At 51.0% G+C, this 26,176-nt stretch carries 22 protein-coding genes; 4 read left to right on the forward strand and 18 right to left on the reverse strand.

The features are described from left to right. Nucleotides 1-47: 47 nt before the first annotated feature. The 3 genes from IEX74_RS15110 to IEX74_RS15120 all read right to left on the reverse strand — a co-directional run bounded on the left by IEX74_RS15110 (nt 48) and on the right by IEX74_RS15120 (nt 3,384). Nucleotides 48-731, reverse strand: a complete 684-nt coding sequence (locus IEX74_RS15110) for a DUF6766 family protein (protein WP_188814846.1) — start codon at nt 729-731, stop codon at nt 48-50. Between the two features lie 139 nt (nt 732-870). Then, nucleotides 871-1,458 (reverse strand): inorganic diphosphatase, encoded by a 588-nt coding sequence (locus IEX74_RS15115; protein ID WP_188814847.1) that lies wholly within the window; start codon nt 1,456-1,458, stop codon nt 871-873. Between the two features lie 213 nt (nt 1,459-1,671). Beyond that, on the reverse strand, nt 1,672-3,384 hold the full coding sequence (locus IEX74_RS15120) for an alkaline phosphatase family protein (protein WP_188814848.1): 1,713 nt from the start codon (nt 3,382-3,384) through the stop codon (nt 1,672-1,674). Nucleotides 3,385-3,542: 158 nt separating this feature from the next. Between IEX74_RS15120 and IEX74_RS15125 the strand changes: the two genes are divergently transcribed. Next, entirely contained in the window at nt 3,543-4,271 is a 729-nt protein-coding gene (locus IEX74_RS15125) for an HAD family hydrolase (protein WP_188814849.1), read from the forward strand. A gap of 73 nt (nt 4,272-4,344) precedes the next feature. Here the strand turns inward: IEX74_RS15125 and atpG are convergent, their stop codons facing one another. The 8 genes from atpG to IEX74_RS15165 all read right to left on the reverse strand — a co-directional run bounded on the left by atpG (nt 4,345) and on the right by IEX74_RS15165 (nt 10,366). Next, a complete protein-coding gene (gene atpG, locus IEX74_RS15130) occupies nt 4,345-5,238 on the reverse strand; it encodes an ATP synthase F1 subunit gamma (RefSeq protein ID WP_188814850.1) in 894 nt (297 codons plus the stop codon). 89 nt (nt 5,239-5,327) lie between these two features. Continuing rightward, a complete protein-coding gene (gene atpA / locus IEX74_RS15135; protein ID WP_188814851.1) occupies nt 5,328-6,908 on the reverse strand; it encodes a F0F1 ATP synthase subunit alpha in 1,581 nt (526 codons plus the stop codon). 9 nt (nt 6,909-6,917) lie between these two features. Then, nucleotides 6,918-7,478: an ATP synthase F1 subunit delta gene (atpH, locus tag IEX74_RS15140; protein WP_188814852.1), complete on the reverse strand. Its 561-nt coding sequence runs from the start codon at nt 7,476-7,478 to the stop codon at nt 6,918-6,920. 88 nt (nt 7,479-7,566) lie between these two features. Beyond that, nucleotides 7,567-8,061, reverse strand: a complete 495-nt coding sequence (locus tag IEX74_RS15145) for a F0F1 ATP synthase subunit B (protein WP_188814853.1) — start codon at nt 8,059-8,061, stop codon at nt 7,567-7,569. Between the two features lie 181 nt (nt 8,062-8,242). Beyond that, nucleotides 8,243-8,500 carry an ATP synthase F0 subunit C gene (atpE, locus tag IEX74_RS15150; protein WP_188814854.1) on the reverse strand — a complete coding sequence of 86 codons (258 nt, stop codon included), beginning with the start codon at nt 8,498-8,500 and terminating at the stop codon, nt 8,243-8,245. A gap of 50 nt (nt 8,501-8,550) precedes the next feature. After that, nucleotides 8,551-9,609, reverse strand: a complete 1,059-nt coding sequence (gene atpB, locus IEX74_RS15155) for a F0F1 ATP synthase subunit A (RefSeq protein ID WP_188814855.1) — start codon at nt 9,607-9,609, stop codon at nt 8,551-8,553. A 44-nt stretch (nt 9,610-9,653) separates the two neighbouring features. Then, complete coding sequence (locus IEX74_RS15160) at nt 9,654-9,938, reverse strand: hypothetical protein (RefSeq protein ID WP_188814856.1); 285 nt, start codon at nt 9,936-9,938, stop codon at nt 9,654-9,656. 185 nt (nt 9,939-10,123) lie between these two features. Next, nucleotides 10,124-10,366, reverse strand: coding sequence for an AtpZ/AtpI family protein (locus IEX74_RS15165; protein ID WP_188814857.1), 243 nt, complete (start codon nt 10,364-10,366; stop codon nt 10,124-10,126). 116 nt (nt 10,367-10,482) lie between these two features. On the opposite strand from IEX74_RS15165, the gene porW reads away from it, so the two are divergent. From porW to uvrC, 3 genes are all read left to right on the forward strand, one after another. Further along, entirely contained in the window at nt 10,483-13,665 is a 3,183-nt protein-coding gene (gene porW, locus IEX74_RS15170; RefSeq protein WP_188814858.1) for a type IX secretion system periplasmic lipoprotein PorW/SprE, read from the forward strand. Nucleotides 13,666-13,774: 109 nt separating this feature from the next. Continuing rightward, the gene (locus tag IEX74_RS15175; RefSeq protein WP_188814859.1) at nt 13,775-16,117 is read left to right on the forward strand and encodes a transglycosylase domain-containing protein; all 2,343 of its coding nucleotides are present in this window, start codon (nt 13,775-13,777) and stop codon (nt 16,115-16,117) included. A gap of 197 nt (nt 16,118-16,314) precedes the next feature. Further along, nucleotides 16,315-18,150 (forward strand): excinuclease ABC subunit UvrC, encoded by a 1,836-nt coding sequence (gene uvrC, locus IEX74_RS15180; protein WP_188814860.1) that lies wholly within the window; start codon nt 16,315-16,317, stop codon nt 18,148-18,150. An 82-nt stretch (nt 18,151-18,232) separates the two neighbouring features. Here uvrC and porN read toward each other — a convergent pair whose 3' ends face one another. The 7 genes from porN to IEX74_RS15215 all read right to left on the reverse strand — a co-directional run bounded on the left by porN (nt 18,233) and on the right by IEX74_RS15215 (nt 26,165). Beyond that, on the reverse strand, nt 18,233-19,162 hold the full coding sequence (gene porN, locus IEX74_RS15185; protein WP_188814861.1) for a type IX secretion system ring subunit PorN/GldN: 930 nt from the start codon (nt 19,160-19,162) through the stop codon (nt 18,233-18,235). A gap of 49 nt (nt 19,163-19,211) precedes the next feature. Next, nucleotides 19,212-20,795 carry a type IX secretion system motor protein PorM/GldM gene (gene porM / locus IEX74_RS15190; protein ID WP_188814862.1) on the reverse strand — a complete coding sequence of 528 codons (1,584 nt, stop codon included), beginning with the start codon at nt 20,793-20,795 and terminating at the stop codon, nt 19,212-19,214. Nucleotides 20,796-20,855: 60 nt separating this feature from the next. Then, entirely contained in the window at nt 20,856-21,665 is an 810-nt protein-coding gene (gene porL / locus IEX74_RS15195; protein WP_308421126.1) for a type IX secretion system motor protein PorL/GldL, read from the reverse strand. Between the two features lie 69 nt (nt 21,666-21,734). Next, on the reverse strand, nt 21,735-22,754 hold the full coding sequence (gene porK / locus IEX74_RS15200) for a T9SS ring complex lipoprotein PorK/GldK (RefSeq protein ID WP_188814864.1): 1,020 nt from the start codon (nt 22,752-22,754) through the stop codon (nt 21,735-21,737). Nucleotides 22,755-22,989: 235 nt separating this feature from the next. Beyond that, nucleotides 22,990-23,979, reverse strand: a complete 990-nt coding sequence (locus IEX74_RS15205; protein WP_188814865.1) for a PorP/SprF family type IX secretion system membrane protein — start codon at nt 23,977-23,979, stop codon at nt 22,990-22,992. Nucleotides 23,980-24,110: 131 nt separating this feature from the next. After that, nucleotides 24,111-24,941 carry a uroporphyrinogen-III synthase gene (locus tag IEX74_RS15210; RefSeq protein ID WP_188814866.1) on the reverse strand — a complete coding sequence of 277 codons (831 nt, stop codon included), beginning with the start codon at nt 24,939-24,941 and terminating at the stop codon, nt 24,111-24,113. A 78-nt stretch (nt 24,942-25,019) separates the two neighbouring features. Next, nucleotides 25,020-26,165: a DUF4271 domain-containing protein gene (locus IEX74_RS15215; RefSeq protein ID WP_188814867.1), complete on the reverse strand. Its 1,146-nt coding sequence runs from the start codon at nt 26,163-26,165 to the stop codon at nt 25,020-25,022. Nucleotides 26,166-26,176: the final 11 nt, after the last annotated feature.

Consider the following 26,176-nt stretch of genomic DNA (forward strand, 5'->3'; position numbering starts at 1 on the left):
ACAGGCAAAGCGCACAAGGGTTCAACGCGCCGCCGCGACCTAGGTCCTTACTCCCCTGTTTCCGCGTAGCTGGCATCAACGGGCTTCGACTGGGGCGAGTGCTGCTGACGCAGGAATATCGACAGGCCCACGATGGTAATAATGGAAACGAACTCGCTCTGCCAGTTCTGAAACGACTCGAACCAGAAACGCGCCGTCTGCATGTACCCTAGGGTTGTTACCGGCGGCTTGTGCTCGTGCGCCTGCTCGATGTTGTAAACCTGCATTCCGCCCCGTGCGTGCAGCCACATGGCGCCCAGAAACAGCAGGAACAGCGCCAAGCTCAGAGAGTGCTTGTACAAGGCTAGCCAAAGGCCTCCCCAGCGCACTGGCGCGGGCGCGTCGGGCTTGCTGGGGTCAGGGTCCCGGTCCACTTCCTCCTGCTCGTACAGCTTCTTCGACTCGGAGGAGCCGCGCTGCCGAAACCAGACCGTGAGCAGCACATACACAGCCATTTGGAGAAATTCGCTTTCCCAGTTCTCAAACGTAGCTTCCAGAAAATGCCCGGACGTGAAGTACTGACCTAGGGTCAGCGGCAGCAGGTGCATTTGCTCCAGGTCGGCATTGTTCTCGCGCCAGCCAGTGAGATACTGCCCTACCATTGTTACCAGCACCATCGCAGTCCCGACGAGCAGCAGGCTGTTTTCGTATACGAAGCGGCGAAAAGGGGACGAAGATGGGTGGGTAGCCATAAGAAAAGTGCGGGAGAGAGTCGGGCAAAGCTAGGTTTGCTATTAGTCCTAAACGACAAAAAACCTCCCATGCTCAAGTGCAACAGGAGGTTTTTTAGTGCTTAAGCTGCGAATTGCTCAGCTAGAAGCAGTTACGTTTCTACAGCTCTACGCCCGCTTCTTGCTTCGACGACTCCGGCGTGGCGCTGCCCATCGGGAAAGTCTCGTTGTAGAGCTTGATGCTGTCTTCGATGATGCGGTACGCATCTTCGCGGCCCATGAAACGCTCTACCGTTACTTGCTTGTGCTCCAGTGCCTTGTAGTCTTCAAAGAAGCGGCGCATTTCCAGCAGCGTGTGCGGCGGCAGGTCGGAAATATCATTGAAGTGGTTTACGGATACGTCGTTGGCGGCCACGGCAATAATCTTGTCGTCTTCCTCGTCTTGGTCGACCATCTGCATCACACCAATCACTTTCGCGTCGATAATGCACATCGGCACCACATCTACGGAGCAGATTACCAGGATATCGAGCGGGTCTTTGTCGTCGCAGTAGGTCTGCGGAATGAAGCCGTAAGCGGCCGGATAGTGAACGGCCGAGAACAGCACCCGATCCAGCTTGAGCAGGCCACTTTTCTTGTCAAGCTCATATTTACCTTTCGATCCTTTCGGGATTTCGATAATGCCGTTTACAACACTAGGGGAGTTTTCGCCACGCTCAACGTCGTGCCAGGGGTTAAAGTGGTTCATTTTCGGAGGGAATAAAATGACTAGGTTTAGGGAATATAACCTAGGAGTTCTTTCAAAAATAAGAAGGCGCGCGCAGAAATTTCACAGAAAATCTCAGAAAAATCAGATTTCTGCTATACTCAGCAAGACAAGGAAAATAGATGCTTATAAACGTAGCCGCTCCTATTAGGTTAGACTCCCGCTAAACGCCTGCTTACGGTCCCTGAGCTTCATCTACTTACTCAGCACTTCCAGCAGCGGCGTGCCCGTGCAGCCGTCCGGCTCCTGGATGTGCAGGTAGCGCGCCACTGTGGCGGCGATGTCCGTGATTTTGGCTGGCACATTCGATTCGCCGTGGCGCACATGCCAGCCCCAGAACAGCAGTGGTACGTGCGTATCATATGCGGAAGGACTCCCGTGGGTAGTTCCGCGGTTGATCGGGTACGCGTACGATTCGAGCCAGCCGGGTTCCAGCACCACCAGCACGTCGCCGCTGCGCTTGGGATAGTAGCCATTCTCCAGGTACATCAGCATCCCGCTTTCCCAGTGCGACTTCTGTACATCTTCCGCAGCAATGGCCCGCGTGACGCCCGCAAAATTGATCATAATGCTAGCTACTTCGGCCTGGAAGGCATACAGATCCAGCTTCTTCTGCGCGATGAGGGGCCGGTTGAGGTACACCTGCTGGTTTTCGTAAGTAAGCACCCATTTGCCCGCCCCATGCCGCCGCACCAGCTCGTGTTGCAAGGAGTCGCGCATGAGCGAGGGGCCTACCGAGCCCGCCGGAATGCGCTTATCGCGCAGGAAATCGGGCGAGTGGGCCGCGCCGTGGTCAGCGCTCAGAAACACAAGCGCCTGGCCTTTCCCAACGGTTTTATCCAGGTATTCCAGCAAGCGACCTAGGTCTTGGTCCAGCCGCAGATACGTGTCTTCGGTCTCGATGGCGTTGGGGCCAAATTGGTGACCCACGTAGTCGGTGCAGGAAAAGCTGACGGCCAGGAAGTCCGTGATGCCACGCTGTCCCATCTGCTCCGCCCGGATGGCTTCAATGGCGAAATCAGCCGTAAGCGTATTGCCGAAAGGCGTGGAGCGAATCAGGTCATAGTTCGCCGATTTTGTCGCCACGGAAGCATCGGCGCCGGCACGTAGGCCCGCACGACCCGCGGCAATGTCAACTCCGCTTAGCGTGGGCAGGTCATGTGGAAAAACAGGCCTAGCTTCGCCCTTGAAAGCGCCTTCCCAGGCTACGTCGTCGGCCGTGCTTTCCGTGTATTGCGCGATGGGCAGCAACGTTTCCCACGGCTTCGACAGGTATTGCTCCGGAAGCTTGCGGTTGTTGAACTGCACCACCCATTCCGGCAAGGCAGCCTGGTAGAATGTGCTGCTGATGAATGCGCCATTGGTGCCGTCGTACCAATAAGCCGCATTCGCTGAGTGCCCGGCCGGCAGAATAGAGCCCCGGTCTTTCATGCTTAAACCAATGACTTTGGCCTGAAAATTTGTCGCCAAGCGCAACTCATCGGTAATGGTAGAAGCTAGCATGTGGCGCGGCGACTGTTGTCCGGCCGCTGTCGAGCCACCTATCGACTGCACGGTTTTGTCTTCGGTAACGTAGGTTGCTTTTCCTTCTTCCCGCACCCACCAGTTGTTGCCCACAATGCCATGCACAGCAGGCGTAGTACCCGTGTAGATGCTGGCGTGGCCCGGCCCAGTATAAGTCGGCACGTAATTGTAGTGGGTGTTCTCGTAGCTGAAGCCCTCCCCTAGCAAGCGCCGGAAACCATTGCTCCCAAACTTATCCCAGTAGCGGTACAGGTAATCGTAGCGCATCTGATCTACCACAATACCAACAACAAGTTTGGGCCGGTCGAGCGGCTTTCCTTTTTTCTGACCAAATGAAGTGCCCGCCAGCGCGGCAGTTATCAGCAAGAGCAAGGTCTTTTTCAAAAGCAAAAAAGTTAAGTAGCCAACGTTACAAGCTAGCTTGATGAATCGCCAAAGATAAATTCACAAAGCCGAATCTCGGCCTTAGCGTCCAAAGCTAGGCGTCTTACGTAGGAATAGGCTGTTACTTTTCTGTTAAAGCGCCTTGTTTTCAAACCTGAATGCCTACTGACCAATCTTACGCGCTCATCTTCGATATGGATGGCGTCATCATCGATAATACCGATTATCAAGCCGAAGCCTTTCAACTGCTTTTTCGCGAGCATGGCCTGACCACCAACGCCCGGCACTTGCTCGAGCGACTGAACGGCATGCCCGCTACTGCCATTCTCAAAACGGTTTTTCAGCATCCCGTACCCGAGAAAGAGCTTAAGCGCTACGCTGATCAGCGTGAGTTTCTCTACCGCGTCATCTACTGGGACAAGCGCCAAGAGCTTGCCGGCTTACGAAAATTCTTGGAAGCCGCCAAGAAAGCCGGATTCAAGATTGGCCTAGGTACCGGTTCTGCTCCTGATACCATTGGCTATATCATCGATCATCTGCATCTGCGCCCCTTCTTTGATGTGATAACCGGCGCTGCTGATGTTGAAAAAGGCAAGCCGCACGCCGATACATTCTCCGTTGTGTCGCAAAAGCTAGGTATTCCGCCCGAGCGCTGCGTCGTTTTTGAAGATGCAGTGCTAGGTGAACAAGCCGCCTACAAAGCCGGCATGCGCTGTATCTGCCTAAGCACCTCAGTGGATGCCAGTAAGTTTCAAAACCCGATGAAGATCATCAAGGATTTTACCGAACTCGTTCCGCAGGATGTGCTGGATTTATTGGAGCAACATCCCATTGTTCCGAAACCCGATAAACAACGCGCAAAGCGAAAGTATATGAAGCTGCAGTAAGAAGCTTTAAGCCAGAATGAAAAAGCCGGCTTCTGGATAGAAGCCGGCTTTTTCATTTGCTGTTGTTTACTGCTTATCGGCTGGAAGCTAAAGCCTCAGCGCCACCTACGATTTCGAGAATCTCCGTGGTAATAGCTGCCTGGCGCGTACGGTTATACGTCAGCTTGAGCGACTTGAGTAGCTCACCGGCGTTTTCCGTAGCCTTGTCCATGGCCGTCATCCGTGCGCCGTGCTCCGAAGCATTGCTTTCTAATACCGCCTTGTAGAGCTGAATCTTGAGCGACTGTGGGATAAGCGTTTGTACGATTTCCTCTTTCGAAGGCTCGAAGATGTAGTCGATGTTGGAAGTCGCAACAGCTTCAGCAGGTGCCTCAGTAGGCACCAGCGGCAGCAGCTGCTCCGAGCGCACGATCTGGGTCGCTACGTTCTTGAATTCGTTGTACACCACCACCACCTGATCGAATTGACCATTGCGGAAGCCCTCCATCGCCTGCTCAGCTGCAACACGAACCGTATCGAAGGAAAGCTGGCTGAAAACGTGCGTGTACTCGCCCAGCACCGGACCACGCTTCGAGAAGTAATCGTGGGCCCGCTTACCGATGGCCATTACCGTGATATTGCCAGCCGCAGCCTGCGTTGCGTAGCGCTCAGCAATCAACTGGTTTACTCCTTTGAAGATGTTGCTGTTGAATGCACCAGCCAAGCCTCGGTCGGAAGTAATAGCGATAATAAGTACGCGGTTCACATCACGCTGAACGCCGTACTCGCTTACCATATCATCGTCACCTGCTAGGCTAGTCAGGTTACTCAGAATGCTGTTGAGCCGCTGCGCGTAGGGGCGCATCCGCAAAATGTTATCCTGAGCCCGACGTAGCTTAGCCGCCGCCACCATTTTCATGGCTTTGGTGATTTGCTGTGTGCTCTGCACCGACACGATACGGTTACGAACTTCTTTTAAGCTAGCCATTTATTGAATGGTTGAATTGTTAAATGGCTAAATGATTGATTGTTCTGGCACCTAGGTGCGAACGACCAACCATTTAGCCATCTAGCTAGTTACTTCGCGTAAGCAGCCGAAAGGTCTTTTGCTACCTGACGAATTGCGCTGGTGATAGAGTCATCTAATTTACCGGCTTTCAGCGCCTTCAGCTCTTCCGGATGACGCGTCTGCATCACCTGACGGAAATCGGCCTCAAACGTACGAACCTTGTCTACCGGCACTTGGTCGAGTAAGCCGTTTGTAGCAGCGTAGATGATAGCCACCTGATCTTCCACTTTCACCGGCGAGAATTGCGGCTGCTTCAAAATCTCCAGGTTACGACGGCCACGCTCAATGGTGAGTTTGGTTGAGGCGTCTAGGTCTGATCCGAATTTAGCAAAAGCCTCTAGCTCGCGGAACTGCGCCTGATCCAGCTTCAGCGTACCAGCCACTTTCTTCATCGACTTGATCTGAGCGTTACCACCTACGCGGCTCACCGAGATACCCACGTTGATAGCAGGACGCACACCTGAGTTGAACAGGTTAGTTTCGAGGAAGATCTGACCATCCGTAATCGAAATTACGTTCGTTGGAATGTACGCCGATACGTCACCAGCCTGTGTTTCGATGAGCGGCAAAGCCGTCAGCGAACCACCGCCTTTTACCAAGTGCTTGATGCTCTCGGGAAGGTCGTTCATGTCGCGGGCAATAGCGTCGGAAGCGTTGATCTTCGCAGCACGCTCGAGCAAGCGGCTGTGCAGGTAGAACACATCACCAGGGTATGCCTCACGTCCTGGAGGACGGCGCAGCAGCAGCGACACCTCGCGGTAAGCCACGGCCTGCTTCGACAAGTCATCATACACAACTAAAGCCGGGCGGCCCGTGTCGCGGAAGAACTCGCCGATAGCAGCACCGGTGAAAGGCGCGAAGAACTGCATCGGAGCCGGGTCGGAAGCCGAAGCGGCTACCACCACCGTGTAGTCCATAGCACCGCCGCGGGTCAGGGCATTTACTACCTGCGCTACGGTCGAGGCTTTCTGACCAACAGCTACGTAAATGCAGAAAACAGGCTCACCGCGCTCAAAGTACTCACGTTGGTTCAGGATAGTGTCAAGCGCTACCGTCGACTTCCCCGTCTGGCGGTCACCGATGATCAGCTCACGCTGACCGCGACCAATCGGAATCATGGCGTCAATAGCCTTGATACCCGTTTGCAGTGGCTCGTTTACAGGCTGACGGTAGATAACGCCAGGAGCTTTACGCTCCAAAGGCATATCGTAAGTCTGCCCCTGAACCGGACCACGACCATCAATAGGCTGACCTAGGGTATTCACTACGCGGCCAATGATGCCGTCACCCACTTGGATCGAGGCAATCTTATTGGTTCGGCGCACGGTAGCTCCTTCCCGAATGTCGCTGTAGTCGCCAAGCATTACGGCACCTACATTGTCTTCTTCGAGGTTTAGAACCAGTGCTTGTAAGCCATTTTCAAATTCAAGCAACTCACCTGATTGGGCCTGGCCCAATCCGTAGATGCGAGCTACCCCGTCGCCAACTTGCAGCACCGTGCCAACTTCTTCTAGTTCGGCTTCGGTCTTGAAGTTAGACAACTGCTCCCGCAGGATGGCGGATACTTCATCCGGACGTACTTCTGCCATGATGCTGATTTATAATTGAGATTGGTGGGAGGTCTCTTTAAGAGTATTGCGTAGTCGGTTTAAGCGGCCACGCACGGAGTCGTCGATCTGTTTGTCGCCCACACGCAGCACGAAGCCGCCAATGAGTTCCGGATCAACTTTCTCGTTAAGCGTTACGGTCTGGTGACCAGTTTGCTCACGTACCAACTTCGTTACCTCGTGGCGCAAAATAGCGTTAAGAGGCGTCGCAGTAGTTACCTGAGCCACCTGAATGCCCCGTAGCGTTTCGTACTGACTTTGAAACTCAGTAGCGACCCATTCAAGTGCGCTTTCGCGGTTATGCTGAGTAATAATCGTGAAGAATTTTTCCGTTACTTCCGATACTTTACCCCCGAAAATAGCGCGCAGAATAGCTAGCTTCTTGTCGTGCTTTACTATAGGATTACGTAGCAACAAACGCAGGTCACGGTTCTGTTCCAATGTTTTGGCGAACAGATCCATGTCCTGCTTTACTTGCTCCAGATTTCCCCGCTCCTGCGCCAAGTCCAACATAGACTTAGCATAGCGCGAGGCAGCTCGTTGTTCAGACATTCTTGTAGGAGTTAGGAGTTAGAAGCTAGGAGATAGGAGAAAGTATCGTTAGCCGACTTCTAGCTCCCAATTCCTAACTCCTAGCTTCTTAGTTCAGTTTAACATCCTTCAGGTAAGAATCCACTAACTGCTGTTGCGAGTTGGTATCAGCCAATTCACGACGCAGAATACGCTCGGCAATATCAATCGAAAGCTGAGCAGCGGTGTTCTTCACTTCGGCCAAAGCAGCGTTCTTTTCGTTCTGAATAGCTTCGCGAGCTTGTACGATCATGCGGCCACCTTCTTCAGTAGCTTTAGTTTTGGCTTGCTCGATTAGCTGATTCGACATTTGCGTAGCCTCGTGCAGCATTCGGTCACGCTCTTGACGAGCTTCAGCCAGCAGCTTTTCGTTGCTAGCTTTCAGTTGCTGCATTTCTAGCTTGGCTTCGTCAGCCATACGCAATGCAGACTCAATGGAATCTTCCCGCTCTTTCAGCGAAGAAAGAATTGGTTTCCAAGCAAACTTAGCCAGCAGAAACAGGACAATCAGGAAGATGATCAGCTGCCAGAAAATCAGGCCGAATTCAGGCGTTACGATTTGCATAGTAGGTTAGTCAGTAAAGCGTTCGTACTGATGGCATTAAAAGCAGGCAGACAAGTTTAAGAATAAGAGAACAGCCCTAGAGAAGAACAGGAAAATACTCTTACTACAAAATCACGAGCAGCCCGTTGCGCCGTGCGCCGAAGCGACGCGCAACGGGCTGCTGCTATGATGCCTCTTTCTTCTAGAGTTTGAAGGAAATCAGCAGGCAGACTACTACTGCGAACAGAGCCAAACCTTCGATAAGAGCGGCCACAATTAGCATTGCGGTTTGAATACGACCAGAAGCTTCGGGTTGACGACCGATAGCCTCCATAGCGCTACCACCGATGCGGCCAATGCCTAAGCCGGCGCCCAGAGCAACCAAACCAGCACCAATTGCGGCGCCGAATACGGCCAGACCAGCGGAATTAGCAATCTGCAACAACAGAGAAAGAAGCATAAAAGAGGGAGTTTTAAAGAGAATGAAATGAAAAGCTGGGTGAAAACGAATTAATGACCGTGGCTGTGCGCAGGCGTGGCAGCATCGCCGCCGCCAATCTGCAAATCAGCATCATGGTGCTCTTCTACGGCACCGCCAATGTACATGGCGGTCAGCAGTGTAAAGATGTAAGCTTGTAGGATAGCAACCAACAACTCCAGTACGTTGATAAACAAGCCGAAAGCGAGCGAAACAGGTGCTACGTAGATGCTACGAAAGATGAAGATCAGGCTGATAAAGCTCAGAATTACGATGTGGCCCGCCGTGATGTTGGCGAACAGACGTACCATGAGCGAGAAAGGCTTGGTAACGACACCGATCAATTCCACCGGAATCATGATGGGGCGCAGCCACATAGGTACGCCAGGAGTGGCAAAAATGTGACTCCAGTAGTATTTGTTGCTGCTGAAAAGTGTAACCAACAACGTCAGCATAGCCAGCGTCAGCGTCACAGCAATATTGCCGGTCAAGTTCGCTGCACCTGGCGTCAAACCTAGCAGGTTGTTGAACCAGATGAAGAAGAATACCGTGAGCAAGTACGGCATATAGCGCTCATACTTAGGCCCGATGGACTTCTTTGCTACTTCGTCGCGAATGAAGACGATAATAACTTCAAAGAAAGATTGAATGCCTTTAGGAGCACTACCCCGCCGCTTCTTATAACCACTAGCCACGATGCTGAATACGACGAGCATCATGATGCTGCTCAGCAAAAGAGCGAAGGCGTTCTTGGTAAGTGAGAAATCGTATACTTTGCTTCCGTCCTCAGCCACGAGATGCTCGTGTTCCAGCTTGAAGCCGTTGTATGATTCTCCTTCAGCTACGTGTTTCGACGAAAAAACCGATAACCCTTTGCCCGGCTGGTATGCGATAATGGGCAGATAAGTCGTTAGATGGTCGTTATCAGTCGAGAACCAATGCCACTCGTGGGAGTCACCGATGTGGTGCAGAATCATCTCTCCAGGGTTGAAAGCTTCCTGCTCGGTAGCTTCTGCCTGAGTTGCGGCTGGTTCGTTAGCGAAAACAGGAAGCGAAAGAATACAGAAGAGAGCTATCAGTAAGCGCTTCATTAAGAGCATTTTAGAGGGCCACCAAGGAAAAGATGAAGTTTTGATTAACCCCGTTTTGAAAACGGGCGCAAGTTACTCAGCACGCTCCAGATTTCAAACCCGGCAAACAGAAAATACAGGAGAAAGAAGCTTCCCAGAAAAGCCCAAGTAGCAGGCCCTTGCTTAGCTCCTCCTTTATAGAAGTAGATAAGTACGAAGCTAACTGATACCAGCAGGCGCACGACCATCGAGCCAAAGTACGCTGGCATGAAATGGTCGGGGTTGGCTTGCATGAGTCGGGCCGTAACCCAGTACGTAGCGGCGGAAAGCAACGCAAAGAAGCCTAACATGTAGCCGGTTAGCGGGTGAACGATAGCCGGCCCGAACTGACTACCGATTGCATAGAGTGTACTTCCAAGCAGTAAGCAGAACAAGATAAGGTCACGAAAAAAACGCTTCATTCTATTGGTACTTGTTCCTTATGATACTGGAACCTAGGTATAAGCAAAAAGCTAGGTTGCGCTACTAAACCCTACTACTTGCGAGTGACCGAACGGATAACCTGATACAATCCCCCGATCACGCCTACCAGCATCAGCCCAATGGTATACCACGGATTCTTATTATGGAAGTAGGAATCCAGCTTTACGCCAGCCCAAGCACACAACCCAATAGTCGCCAACATCTGGAAACCTAGGCCGGAGTACTGCGCGAAGCTGCGCATACGGTCGGCGTTGGAGTCGGTTGGTTTCTTGTCGAAATCAGAGGAAGTGGGCATGTAACACTGGACTTAGAAAGGCAAAAGTATTACTTTTCGAGGTAGCAGGTTGCATCATATTTCTGCTTCGTCTGTCGAAAGTGGGTAGGCGCTATGAAAATCCGTAATTTTACTCAATGTGCTACGTTGTGCAGCAGGAGAACCTGCCTCGAACGAACGAATCGGTGCAGGGCGCACGTTTGATTTCGCACGATACTGTTCCGATCTACTCTACCTTGATTTCTTCTTTCACTTCCCGTCGTCTGCTGCTGGCCTGTGCGGCGCTGCTGTACCTAGGTTTGGGGCTGAGTGCTTGCTCTTCTGAGCGCTCTGTTGTCGGCAAAGCGTACGACAACGTGGTAGCCCGCGACAATGCCTACTTTCTGGCTCGCGAGAAGATGCTCGTGCTGGAGGACGCGCTATATAAAGGCCGTGTGAATGATTACAATCAAGTATTGCCCCTGTTTCCGACCATCGACGAAGCCACCGTTACCAAAATTACGGCTGACCTGGATGATATCGTGAAGAAAGCATCGCTGCCGATTCAGCACCGGCCCGGCAGCGACTGGACGGATGATAGCTACGTCCTCATCGGCAAAGCACGCTATTATAAGAATGAGCTGGAAGATGCCATCAAGACCTTCAAGTACATCAACACGACCAGCAAAGACCCAAATGCCAAGCATGAGGCGCTGATTTGGCTGATGCGCGCCTTCATGGCCGATAAAGATTACGAGAGTGCCCTCACCGTTTCGAACCTGCTCGACAAAGAACAAGGCCGCGAGCAAAACGCGCGTGAGCTGTTTCTGACCCGCGCCCAATATTATCTGTTGACCGGAGACCAGAAGCTAGCTATCGAGCATCTGGAGCATGCCATACCGTATATAGAGGAGAAGAATGAGCAGTCGCGCACCCGCTATATTCTGGCGCAGCTATACCAGGCAAGCAACGAGGACAAGAAGGCCTACGCCGAGCTCAACAAGATTCTGAAGCGCAATCCGCCTTACGAGCTGGACTTCTTTGCGAAGCTGATGCTAGGTCAGGTATCCGATCTTAACACAACGGATCGGGCGCGGCTGGACAAGTACTTTGCTAAGCTTCTGAAAGACACTAAGAACAAAGAGTACCGCGACAAGATCTACTACGAGATGGCCCGGCTCAGCTACCGGCAGCAACGTTACGACGAGGCCCTAACTTTGCTTGAGAAGTCAGCGCGCACGCCCGGCCCGAACAAGGCCCAGAAGTCATACACGTACTTACTGGCTGGTCGCATCTACTACGAGAACTTACAGAAGTACCGGTTAGCTGCCGCTTACTATGATAGTACGGTGCAGAATATGCCCAAAACTGCTCCTAACTACGCGGCTATAGCGGAGCGCAGTGCCATTCTAAAAGATTTTGCGCAGCAGATTACCATCATTGAAACCCAGGACAGCTTACAAGCACTGGCTAAGCTAGATCCTGCTACCCTCCAGACCCGACTAACCGGATACGCGGTGTCGGCGCTGGAAGCGCAGAAGAGAGAACAGGAACGCTTATTGGCGCAGCAGGAAAAACAGGCGCGGCAGCAAGAGTCCATCTCAGGCGTGAGTGCGCTGCGAGCGGGCAACCCCGATATTGATCCTGGTACATTTGCAGCTACCAGCACGGGAGCCCAATGGTATTTCGACAACCCAACAACCCTGGCTAGTGCCCGCGGTGACTTCATTCGGCGCTGGGGTGACCGGCAATTGCAGGATAACTGGCGCGTAACGAGCCAGGCTAACAGCTCGGCGGTAACGAACCAGGGCGGCAACGTGCCCGTTACGATTGCTGGTGCCAGCTCTACTAATGTCAATCCGGCCAGCGAAACAACGGCAACTCCCGCTTCTACCGACCCGGCCGTACAGGCGCAGGCACTAGCGGAGAAGTACCGGCAAACTATTCCGCTGACAGAACCTCAGATGCAAACTTCTCAGAAGCAAGTAGAAGAGGCTCTGTTCACCCTAGGTACCATCTACAACCAGCAGTTGCGGGAATCCGCACCTGCCACTGATACGTACGAGAAGCTTGTGACGCGCTTCCCGCGCAGCAAGCATTTACCTGAGACGTACTACAGCCTCTATCTTCTTTATAAGGAGAAGCCTGATGCGCCGAAGGCAGAAGCTTATGCCCAGCGGTTGCGACAAGAGTTCCCAAACTCGTCGTACGCCAAACTGGTCGCTGATCCGGAGTACCTGCGTCGCACGTCGGTAGCTAATGCCAAGGTAGCAGTGCAGCTGGACTCCGCTTTTGCTCTGTATAAGAAGCAAGAGTTCAAAAAGGCCGCCGCGTTGTTGACTCTCACCCGGCAGCAGTACCCGGAGAATGATCTGAATGATCGAATAGCGTTCCTGAACACACTGCTGACCATTCGGACGCAGCCACCGCTGACGGCGAAAGCCTCGGTAGAAAAGTTCTACAAAGATTACCCGGAAAGCCAGCTGAGCAGCCAAGCCCTGACCATGCTCAACACCTACAAGGAGTATGAAGCTGGTAAGATCAGCGGTGCCCTAGCGTCCACCGATAAACCAGTAGTCTCCTTGTTCCGACCCGGCGAAATTGAAAACCGGATTCGCATTCTATATGCCGAGCATGAATCACCAGCGCCTGCGGGGCAACCTAGGGTAGCTGGCGCCACTACGCCGAAAGCACCCCGAGCCGTTATCAACCCCGCTGATGCTCCCGTAGCACCTAGGTCTGCTGTTCCTGTTGCGGCAGTGCCCAACCAGCCTGCACCGGCTAGCACGAATATTCCTCCGGCCGTTAACACAACGCCATCCACTCAATCAGCGACAGCCAATTCGGCTCCCACAACAGTACCACCATCTGCCGCGCCTGCTCCTACTACTCGTCAGGAAACCGCAGCAGCGACAGCCGCCACACCTGCTCCTACGTCTTCAACTCCTACCATTCTAGCTAAGCCAGCTACCGCCTACATATCAAATGCCAACGTTCAGTATGTGGTAGTGCTGGCCTTCCCCAAAGGCACTCCTCCCCTGAAAGATTTAGCAACCCAGCTAAATACGTATAACAGCCGCTTCTTCCGGGTCAATAACCTCACGGTGCAGGAGTCAAGTTTGAGCGATGCGTTGGATATGGTAGTTGTCCAAACGTTGCCGGGCACCAAGGTAGCCCAAAGCTATGCGCTGAAGCTGCGTGGACCTCAATCACCGCTGAGCCGCCTGCGCGGAATGGGTTACCAAACCCTGGTTATTGGTATTGATAATCTGCCACTGCTGCTTCAAAGCAAAGACATTGAGGAATACCAGAAATTCTATCAACAGACTTACGGCAAGTAGCCCGTGCGTTTTGCATGCTGAATGTCGGATGATCCTTTTTGTGGCTTTGCAAGCCGACACCAGACAGATCTGTTTTCAGCGTTAAAGCTTACAATTCATTAGTAAAAACATGGCTTATCCCGCCACTAAAAATAAACCCTCTGCCCGTAAGCCTCAGCGGGCAGGCCGCTTTGGCCGCATCACGCACGCGCTTTGGTGGATGTTTGGCGGTGGCTTTCTCCTCTTTGTTCTGTATGTTTTTGCCGTTAGCATCAACTTCCTGAACCTGTTCGGGCGAATGCCAAACCTGAAGACGCTCGAAAACCCAAAGAGTGAGCTAGCTTCGGAGATTTACTCCGCCGATGGCGTGCTGATGGGTAAGTTCTTTCGGGAAAACCGCACGCCGGTTGACTACGAAGATCTGCCTCAGACGCTTATCGATGCGCTCATCGCAACCGAAGATGCCCGCTTTGAGGAGCACTCCGGCATCGACCCGAAAGCAATGGGCCGGGTAGTTACCGGTGTGCTGACGGGCGGCGGTGGTGGTGGCGGTTCTACCCTTACGCAGCAGCTGGCGAAGGTGCTGTTTCGCACCCGTGCCGACCTCAACGATGGTGTACTCAGCAACGTACCCGGCCTTCGGATGCTGATTATCAAGACGAAGGAGTGGATTATGGCCGTGCGGCTAGAGCGCAACTACACAAAGCGCGAAATACTGCGCATGTATTTGAACACTAACGATTTCGGTTCTAATGCTTTTGGTGTCAACGTTGCGGCCAAGACCTTTTACAACAAGAAGCCCAAAAACCTAACGCTGGACGAGTCGGCGACGTTGGTAGGTGTGCTCAATGCGCCAACGGCGTTCAGCCCCGCGCTTAACCCGGAGCGTTCCAAGAAGCGCCGTAATTGGGTGCTGAATCAAATGCGCAAGTACGGCTACATAGAGCAGTCAGCTTACGACAAGGCTGTTTCTACCCCTATTGTGCTGCACTACAACGTGGAGAATGCGAACAAGGGCATGGCACCTTACTTCCGCACAGAGGTAGGCAAAGCCTTGCTACAATGGGCCAGGGAAACGGACCACGACCTCTATGCCGACGGCCTGAAGATCTACACCACCATCGACTCCCGGATGCAGGAGTATGCCGAATCGGCCATTGCCGATCATATGAAGCTGCAACAGAAGTGGTTTAACCAGCATTGGAAAGGTCAGCAGCCGTGGCGCGATGAGAATGGCAGGGTTATTCCGAACTTTCTGCAAACCTCTATTAAGCGCACTGAGCGTTACAAATCGCTTTATAATCGGTTCGAAGGCAACAAGGATTCGATTCAGTATTATCTGAATAAGAAATATAAGATGACGGTGTTCTCGTGGCAGGGCGAGAAGGAAGTGACAATGTCGCCGTTGGACTCTCTGGCCTACTACAAACGGTATCTGCACGCCGGATTTATGGCCATGAACCCACTCAATGGACATATCTTGGCGTGGGTCGGTGGCACCAATTTTAAATACTTCAAATACGACCACGTAAAGCAGGGCAAGCGCCAGCCGGGCTCTACCTTCAAGCCGATTGTTTACACCGCCGCTATCGATCAAGGCTACTCGCCCTGCTACCAGCGGCCTGATATTGCCACTACTTTCCCTCCGGTGGCCGGTCGGCCGGCCTATACTCCTAAAAACTTCGAAGGTGGTTTCTCAGGCCGAATGTTCACGCTACGGCAAGCCCTGGCTCGCTCGATGAACTCTATCACGGCCTTTCTGGTGCAAAAGCTAGGTCCGGAAACTATCGTTAGCTACGCCAAGCGCCTAGGTATCACGTCTCCCATTGAGGCCGTGCCAGCGGTAGGCTTTGGCTCCAGCGACGTGAGTATTTATGAGCTATGCGGCGCCTACGGTACGTTCGTTAACAAAGGTGTCTGGACTGCTCCGATGATGGTGACGCGCATTGAAGACAAAAATGGCAACGTACTCCGCGAATTCGTAGCTCAGACGCGTGAAGCATTGAGCGAGGAAACTGCGTATCTGATGACTTATATGCTACAAGCTTCTACCACGGAGCAGGGCGGCACTTCCACTATCCTCAAAACAGGTTTCAAATTCCCGTATGAGATAGGTGCCAAAACCGGCACAACCAGCAACTATTCCGATGGTTGGTTTATGGGCATCACCCCGAATCTGGTGTGTGGTATGTGGGTTGGGGGCGAGGACCGCAGCATTCACTTCCGCACGGGTGCCTACGGACAAGGTGCCCGCCTGGCGTTGCCGATCTATGGCGTGTTCATGCGGAAGGTTTACGCCAACAAGAACAACATCAAAAGCGTTGACATTGATACGGGTCCTTTCCCGAAACCTGCCTCCCTGTCTATCGAAATTGATTGCAGCCGCTATAACGGCGGGCAGCGCGACACCATTCCGTACGAGCAAAAGCTTAATCAGGCAGACCTCGACGACCTAGATGACGAAGACATCTAAGAGAGTCCGTAACTCTTGGCTGTTGATTTCTTCTTCAAAACGTGGCTGGTAATCTCTACCAGCCACGTTTTTTGTTATAAAGTAATCCGTCGGAAATTCCTCTGCGAACCTCTGCGTTATTACTCTGCGTACCTTCTTAGAAGGAAGCTAGGTTTTCCTGGTTGCGCAATCGTTCACTCTGCACCGAACCGTGATTTATGGCCGCCAACGCCCATTTACAAGAGCAAATTCGTCACCTGCCGCATCGTCCAGGTATCTACAAATACTTTGATGATGAGGGTATTATTTACGTCGGAAAGGCCGTCGACATTCGCAAGCGAGTTAGTAGCTACTTCACCAAGCAAGACCACAACAAGAAGACCCAGCAGCTGGTCAAGAACATCAAGCGCATTGAGTTCACCATTGTCGATAATGAGTCGGAAGCATTTTTGCTGGAAAACAACCTTATCAAGCAGCATCAGCCGAAGTACAACATTCTGCTCAAGGACGGCAAAACCTACCCGTACCTGTGCCTGACCAATGAGCGCTTCCCACGCTTGTTGCCTACCCGGCAGAAGATAAATGATGGCTCACGGTACTATGGCCCTTATGCCAATCTAACGGCCATGAACATTGTGCTGGAACTGATCAGGGCCTTGTACCCGCTTCGTACCTGCACTTACAACTTATCGCCCGAGAACGTAGCCGCTGGTAAGTTTAAAGTATGCCTGGAGTACCACCTAGGTAATTGCAAAGGCCCATGCGAAGGTTTGCAGGACGAAGAAACGTACGGCCAGTACATTCAGCAGATTCGTAATATTCTGAGTGGTAATCTTTCTGTTCCAAAGGCTTATTTCCGGGAGCGGATGATGCAGGCCGCGCAAGAACAACAGTTCGAGCTAGCGCATACGCTTAAGCAGAAACTCGACCGCCTAGATGACTTCCAGGCTAAATCGACTGTCGTCAATGCGTCGCTTTCCAATATCGATGTATTCAGCATTGCTTCCAATGAAAAGAGTGCCTTCATCAACTACCTGAAGGTGATGAGTGGCGCTATCATCCAGACCCAGTCGCTGGAAGTGCAGAAGAAGCTAGATGAGCTAGATGCCGACATCTTAGCTCCGCTGGTCATGCAGATGCGCGAAGAGTTCGAGAGCGAATCAAAGGAGATCCTCACGAACGTTCCTCTTCCGCCCCTACCTCTGCCCGGTGTTACGCTCACGGTGCCACAAATCGGCGACAAACGTAAGCTGCTGGAGCTTTCCATCAAGAACGTGCTCTATTTGCGCAAGGAGAAGGAAAGCATGAACGACCGCTCCAAGGATGTGAACGAGGTGCGTATTATGGAAGGTATCAAACGCGACCTTCGGCTCACGGAACTACCAAAACATATAGAGTGCTTCGACAACTCCAACTTTCAAGGTGATAATCCGGTAGCGGCTATGGTCTGCTTCCGCAATGCCAAACCTAGCAAGAAGGACTATCGTCACTTTCATATTAAAACGGTAGTTGGACCAAACGATTTTGACTCTATGTATGAAATAGTTACGCGCCGATATCGTCGTCTGCTTGACGAAGGAGCTTCCTTGCCGCAACTGGTGATAGTGGATGGTGGTAAAGGGCAGCTTGGTATGGCTGTAAAAGCGTTACGCGACCTAGACCTGTGGGGTAAGATCCCCGTAGTTGGAATCGCCAAACGCCTAGAGGAAATCTACGTTCCGAATGATCCTCTTCCGCTCTACATCGATAAGAAATCAGAAACGCTGCGGCTCATCCAACGGATGCGTGATGAAGCCCACCGCTTTGGTATTACCTTTCACCGTAGCCGTCGCGACGCTGCGACGCTCAAAACGGAACTTACTGATGTGAAAGGTCTAGGTCCGACAACGGCTGACAAGCTACTCAGCAAGTTCAAGTCTGTTAAGAAGATCCGGGAGTTAAGTGAAGCAGAGCTAATAGCTGAAATTGGCAAAGCAAAAGCCCGTATCCTGATCAATCATTTTGAGCAGCAGGAGTCACAGGCCAGCGACACTACTACGTCTGTTAATTCTTAAATATTACTCGGAGCTAAACCTAGGTAAAACAAAAAGCCCCCGCTTTGCAGCGGGGGCTTTTTAGGTATTGACTAAAACTGGATTAGAAGCTCCAGAGGTTGTACTCGTACTCAATCAGGTCGGAAGCCGCCTGCTGTGAGGCCAAGACACCTTGTTGCTGTCCACCGTAGATTTCGTCGAGACGTGAATCATTCGGGTTAGACACTTTCACGATGTAAGAGTTGAACAACCACAGTTCAAAAGCGTCTGCCAGATTCTTGTGCTGAGCATCGTTCTGCGAATTAAACCAGATAGCTTTATCAGGATTATTGCGGAACACCCGAACCAAGTCACTGTACTTGAACGTACCGATTGGCTTTTCAATGCCTGAGGTATTTGCACCTAGGGTAGCTGGCACCAGAAGCGTGATGGTTTTAATGTCATGATACATCCGCGACCGTTTTTTGTCGAAGATCATATCTTCCTTTAATTCCATCTGGTAAAGATCCTTGTAGCGATATTCGTAGCTAGGTGGAGGCGGAGGTGTTTTCGCTACAACGGCCTTCGTTTTACCTTTGGTCTTACTAGCCGTAGTCTTCTTCTTAGAAGAGCTTCCCCAGCCGTCATCACTAGCTGCACCCCAGCCACCACCGGCATCTTGCTCACTGAAACCCGCAGCCTTTTCCTCATCGGATAAACCAGCAGAAGCTTCGGCGTATGACATGTTAGACGTCATCTCTGCAGGCGTATAAGTCGTCGTTAAAGAGTCGTTACGATAAACCTGCAATTCGCCGCGCTTTACAGCTTCAATGATCACCCGGCTGATTTCTTTGCCTTCCGAGAACATTGGCTTGTTCTGCTTTTCCCGAAGGTCAACCGCCCGCCAGATCGTCTTGCTGAACATGATATCTGAATTCGGAATCGGGCGGTTGGAGCCGTTACTGCTTGCGGTGGTAGCTTGCTCCTGTGCCGAAGCTGCCACCGACAGCATCAGGCCAGCCGTCAGAGCGGCAAGGGAAAGAAATTTATTCATACCGAAGTAATCAAAAAAGGTCTACGGTTATTTAGTTCAAAAGGAGCGCTTACAAAAGCGGCACGTTGAACATCTTCGATACGTTTACGGATTCCGTGTTGCCTTGGAAGTTCATACGCTGAACTTCCTTTACTTCAATGTTCAAACGGTCACCTTCACGAGCTGAGTTTACAACGTCGTTCAAGTTCGCATCAGGACCATTGACAGTGCGAGTTGGCATAGCAGGGCGCTTACCACGTACAAGGGTAATCTCGTAGCGAGTCACACGGTAACGAGCATCCTCTGGAAGGAAGTTAGCGAAGCTAGCATCAGCTACGGCTTTCAGGCTCATATTACGTACAGCCGTAATCGGAGTGCCTTGCTTTTCGTTTGCCTCACGGCCACCTACTACGCAGTGAATCTCAGGTTTCGGAATCGGACGCACTTGGAATGTTTGCGAACCGATAGCGTTGCCGCTGCTGCTTACATTCAAGGTAACCTCCTTCGAGTTTGGCACCAAGGTAACTTCCCCCGTCTTTGAGCCCGGGATAACCGATGCACCTGAAGCAGAGAAGCCTGGCTTGTACTGAGCACCTAGGGCTGGAACCTGAACGTTCAATTTGTTACCACACTTGAAGTACAGTGCTTGTACTGAAGCAGACTGAATTTGCATTACTGGCTTGCTAACCGTGTAAGGCACATTCACTTTAAAGGTGGTGTCACGACCATTCTGCTTGAAGCGAATAGTACCAGTCCACTGCTTTTTAGCATTACCAGCAGCATCGAAGCCACCAGGAGTAGCTGTGAACTCAACCTTACCTTTACCATCAGCACCAACTTGTAGCGGGCTGCCGTTCAGTGTCATGGTTGGGCGCAAACCTGTTGCCGAAGCAGTCAGGAATAGCTCAGCTTTGTATTTAGTGCCAGCGGCTACCGTGTTTGACTCAGCGCTAGCAAAAGCACCCACCTTGTCGAACACGATGATAGTACCACCTACTTTTCTCGATTGTGCAGCCAAAGCATCCGATTCGTACTTCAGTACTTCAGCCTCTTTCTGCGATAGTACAGCTAAAGCAGCTACTACCGGCGTGTTTTCAAAGTTCAGCTCAGCGAAGTTTTTGTTCTTCTGCTCCTTCTCAGTTACCATAGGATCTTCCTTGGCGTCGAGTGCTAAAGGAGCAGCATTTGGAACAAACTTCTGAACGTAAGAAGAATACTTGTTCAGTTCGTCTTTCAAAGCGTAACCAGCGCCATTCTTTTTAGCACCTAGCATGGTGATAGCCACTTTGTCTTCAGAACTCATGTTCTTAAACTCATTCTTGCCCTTGTTTTCAGTGGCCGTTAAGAGTTTCTCTCTTACGTCTTGCAGATAAGCAATCATCTGCTTCGTACGCTCCCGGATTCCTTCGCTCTCTTTAAGTACGGCTACATCATTGGCCAGATTATGGTTCTTCTCGACTTGTGCCTGAATTGCCTTAATCGTACCATCGTTTGCCGTGGAAACCTTCTGGTTGATAGATGAAAGGCTATCATCCAGAAACTTAAACTTGAGTAGAATTGCCGAGTTTACTTGTAGGGCTAGAAGGGCAGTCAGTACCAAGTACATCATGCCAATCATCTTTTGCCGTGGAGTCTCTTTTGCTCCTCCTGCCATCGTTGTATGGTATGTTATCTAACTGATAAGTGTATAGAACAGATTCGCTAGCGTGTCAGATTAGCTGCTAGCACGCATTGCGTTCAGCATGTTGCCGTACACACGGTTGAGCGAGTTCAGGTTCGTCGTGAGGCTTGTTACTTCCTGCTTGAACTGGTCGGTTTCTTTGCCAGCTTCGGTCAGGTTCTCCATTGCCTGGCTCAGGGTACCGTAGAACTTGTTCATCGACTTCAGGTGCGTGTTAGCATCCTGTAGCTCCATTTCGTACACTGCGTTCAGCGCACCTAGGTTCTTGGTTACGTTCTGAACCTGTACGTGGTATTCTTTAGCGTCAGAAGTAGCTTCCGACATTGCCTGCATTGCCTGAGCAGTGTTAGCATAAGCTTCGTTGATACGCTCCAGAGATTGAGCAGCGGAACGAACCTTAGTAGTGTATTCATCCGTAGCATTAGTAGCTTCACCTAGGCCAGCCAGTTGCTGCGTAGTAGTGCTCAGACGGTTCAAACCTTGACCCAGCGAAGCAATAGCTTCGGGTGTCACGTTAGCATCCTTCAGCATATCATCCAGCTTACGCGTTAAGCCAGTGCTGCTGCTGTTAGTCGTTGCTGTTAGTTTGTTGCTGTTCGTCGAAGGGTCATATCCTTCACTGAGTTCTGGATATACAAGCGACCAGTCTACCTCTTTTGGATTAGGCTGAAAAGAACTCAAGAAGAAAATAACGGCTTCTGTAGAGAGACCAGCGATAATTGCGATATCCGCGCCTGGCCAGTGCTCGATTTTAAATAGTGCGCCAACGATTACAACTGCTGCCCCAATGCCATAGATTTTAGGCATTACTACGTCAAAGAGGAAGTTACCTTTTGCTGCCATTTTACTGAAGTTGAAAAGAAGAAGTGATTATATAGAAGTTAAAAATTAAAGGTGCTTTTAAAAAAGCGTTTAGTTGAGTCTACCGTTAGTACCCATGCCAATCTGAATCATTGAGGTGCGGAAACCAATATAGGAACGTGCTGAGTCCTGATATTCGAAATTACGGGTACCTGTTTCCAAGAAATATGCAATGTCCTTCCAAGAACCGCCGCGCACTACTTTGCGAGGCTCGTTGTCATCTGGGTTCGTTGGGTTCATATCCCATACTACTGGCACAGAGGCTTCCATGAAGGCATCATCGCACCACTCAGCTACGTTGCCAGACATATCGTACAAGCCAAAATCGTTAGGAAAGAAGGCTCCGACAGGCGAGGTATAAGCATAACCGTCTGAAGCATAGTCACCACGACCTGGTTTGAAGTTAGCCAGCATACAACCTTTCGAGTTACGCAAGTAAGGACCTCCCCAAGGATAAGTAGCTAAGTCACGACCACCACGAGCGGCGTATTCCCACTCTGCTTCTGAAGGCAATCGGAAGTTTGGAGTTGGAGCTAAGCCTGCTTCAGCATTAGCTGCATTCTTATTTTTAGTGCGCCAGTTGCAGAAATACTTGGCCGCAAACCAGTCTACTCCTACTACTGGATAATCATCAAATGCTGGGTGAGTGTAATAGTACTCCATCAGCGGGTCGCCCATATGATAGGTGAAGTCACGTACCCAAACAGTTGTATCTGGGTAGAGTTCCGTCATTACATACTCTTCTCCAAGAACATCAATGGAATCTTGGCGAATGGCATTCATAAACTGCCGATACTCATTGTTGGTAATCTCCGTCTCGTCCATGTAGAAGCCGGCAATAGTTACCTGCTTGTTCATGTTAACCATGGACGCCGAGATGTCTTGGTCGGTTTGGCCCATGTGGAATGTGCCACCGGGGCAAGGCACCATACCAAAGGGAACTTCCTGGGGGTTGAATTCAGGTCGATCCTCCGCCCCGACTAGGTCCCCCTGAGGTCCTTTGCCGAAACCACAGCCTCCCAGTATCAATGCTGATAGGGCTACGAGAGGCAATCTGAGAAACTTGTTCATATTGAGAAAAAAGGTCTGTTAGGCGGCAATATTCAAAGATTACAATTTCGCTGAGCCAGCAAATTTAACTGTTGGTCTACTTGCACACAAGTGAACTGCCTAAAGTAGGGCAATCGTTCATGTACTTCGCAGAAATTTGTTAAACGAAGAAAGGCAGCTTGTTAGTACTTAAGAAGCACTTTATTAGTTGCTTGAAAACTTCAAGGCAATAAGCAGGCCATTATTGCTTACAATTTTAAAAACTGTAGCGCGGCGTCCGAATAGCAGGCCGAGTGACCATTCCGGGCTTGGGCAAGCGGTAAGAAAGCATAACCTCGTATGAACTTAGCGCACGAGCATCTTGATTAAATGCAATAAAGTCGTACGCCAGTCCCAACCTGAACGCATTATCCTTAGCAAAGCTGAGTCCCGCTAATCCCGTAATGGACTCATCATATCGATACGCCAATCCTCCCCAGAAACGGTCGTTGAAGGTAGCCCGAATTCCTCCTTCGTAAGAATTACTCTTGAACGTAAACTTGTCGCTATCACCCAACTTCCCAGGCATCACCATCTTCACCAAGACCGTAGGAGTTATAACAACGGAAGACGTAGCTTCAATATTGTAGCCGGCGGTGAAGTACGCGTGATTTTCATTCAGGATAGAGGCAGTAGAGCTGCTCAATACACTATTGAAGCTATAACCTTTTCGAAATAGGTTATTTACGCTCAAGCCCGCATAGAGCTTATCCGATTCGTACCATACCCCGGCGCCGGCATCAAACTTATGATCCGATCCTTGCTGCGGCACATCCGGATCATCTGGGTCGTTAGCCCGATAGGTACCTTGATTGATATAATTAAATATGCCCTGAATACCAACTCCTAAGCGCCCCTCTCCTACCTTGAAATGCTTTGAATAAGATAATTGCGTATTTGTAGTAGTCCACTGAGCTATTTTATCCCGGTAAGCTACTACGCCTATACCACCACCGAGCACCTGCACAGGCAATGAAGCACTCAACATGAACGTTAGAGGCGAGCCTCCGTCGTCGAAGGAAGCATTATACCCAACGTATTGATCCCGACCAATCGTGGTTATTTCACCTTGTCCTTTTATGCCAGCGTAAGCAGGGTTCAGGTACATCCCATTGAACCCGTAGTGGCTGAATTGAGGCTGCTGCTGCGCAAGAGTGGTGCCGGTAACTGCCGACAGCAGGAGAGTGGCAATTAGAGTTCCCTTCATGGAAGCAACTGAATTGAGCTGTTGATGAGAGTATTAAGCCAAAAAGGGCGTTTTCAAATGTAAAAAAACCCTGCAACCAATCTAGGCTAAATAACGGATTTAAGCCGTTATTATTTGCTACTCTTCGCCAGCTAAGCGTTTTGTTTACCGCTCTTGCTTTTCTCTTTGCCTGCATCTGCACCTTGGTGCAAACGAATGTACGCTTCGATTGCACCCGTCATTGATGGCGCGTTAGGCTGGGGAGCTTCAATGTCTAGCTCTAATCCAGCATCCAGCACCGCTTTGGCCGTTGTTGGACCAAAAGCAGCAATACGGGTACCGTTCTGTTCAAAATTAGGGAAGTTAGCGAACAGCGAAGTAATTCCGGAAGGACTGAAGAAAGCGATACAGTCGTACTTCACATCCGACAAATCTGATAAATCGCTAGCTACAGTGCGGTAGATAACAGCTTCTGTAAACTTGAAGTTATTGGCCCGCATAAACTCTGGAATGTCATCCTTGCGAATATCAGAGCACGGGTATAAAAACTTCTCGCTCTTATGCTTCTTGATTACGTCGAACAGATCAGCAGCGGTCCGTTGCCCTATGAATAGCTTGCGTTTGCGTAGTACGATATACTTCTGCAAATAGTTAGCAGTCTGCTCTGAGATGCAGAAGTACTTCATCTCCGCCGGCATTTCCAGCTTTGCTTCCTGGCAGATCCGGAAGAAGTGGTCTACGGCATTACGGCTCGTGAAAATGATAGCCGTATGATCAGCAATGTTGATCTTATCTTTTCGGAAATCCTTATAGGAAACCGGCTCAACCTGAATGAACTCGCGAAAATCGACTTTGATGCCGTATTTCTCAGCAATAGCAAAGTAAGGAGAAACGTCGTTCGTCGGCTTAGGCTGGGTGACAAGAATGCTGGAGATGCGCTTGGCGTGCCGGCCCGTCCCCGGTTTGTCTGTGCTCTCGGCCATAAATTAATTGAAAATGGTAAGTCTAAGGCAAATAAGGGGCGTGAAGAACACTAGCAGGAATACCAGTGCCGTAGGATGTCAATACGTAAACACAATCAGCTTCAGAAGGACGAGCAATGGTATCACTTCTGTGGCACAAAGGTACGAAAACAAATGCAGATTCAGCAGGGACACGCGGTGGCTTAGCGTACGGGCAATGCGCACTACAGTACCAACCAACATCAAGGAAACGACACCATTAGATATCCACAGCACGGCTTCGGGCAAGGTCTGATTCAAACTCAGATAGAGAACCATGACCAGCGGTAGGAATAGCCCCATGAATAAAAAGGTGCGCACAAACTCCCGGTACTGCACCATTACCAGCTCTGTTACATCAAAGATGTATCCCATCAACTCCAAAAAAAGGTACTTACCCAACACGAACCCGGCTATTAGGGCCGTGTAAAGAAGTACCCGAACCATGATTGCTGATTCAGGCACATCAAACAGGCGGCGGAGAATAACGATGGTCTGGATGTTCGTGTGAATAGCGACCAGCAGCAACGCCAATGAGAGCGAAAACACAAGTATGAGCAAAATATTCAGCCAGGTAGCTGTTGGCTTAGTTAGAAATTCCTGGTCTTTGGCTGCCTTCCCCCACAAGTTCTCGAACTGGTAGATTCGGGCGAAGCTAGGTTGATACGTAGCCCGAATTCCGCCGTAGAGTAAGCCGATCAGCAACAGGAAACACAAGAACACGTTCTCACCCTGATGACCATGCGCGCGCGCTTGCGCGAGCAGTGCACCTGTCGCTACTTTGCCTGGCTGCACTTGTGGCACCGGGCTCGCATTAGCAAAGGAAGAGAGGTTGGGAGGCGTTTCGGGGTGCCACACGCATAATAAGTGCGCGCCGGAGTTCATTCCGGCGGGCAACAGTTGGGCTAAATCGAGGGAATAAGAAGCGGGCGCGGGCGCAGTGAATACCAGACGATTGTCGAGAAACAGACTTTGATCTTTGCGTGCCGTAAACGTGATCCGCAGAGACTGCTTGGGTCGAATACTTACCCACTGGTAATATGCTCGTGCTGGATTATGATAACCAGGCAAATAGAGCACCAAGCGGTTGCCAGCCTCATCATAGATCAGCCACTCATCAGAAATGCCGGTTTTAGGGCTCGGCGGTAATGGCTGATACTCGGCGGACCAACTGGTTATAGCCTGCAGGATCAGGCAAATGCACAAACCTAGCCTTG

This window comes from Hymenobacter cavernae (assembly GCF_014641455.1).
Lineage (GTDB): Bacteria > Bacteroidota > Bacteroidia > Cytophagales > Hymenobacteraceae > Hymenobacter > Hymenobacter cavernae.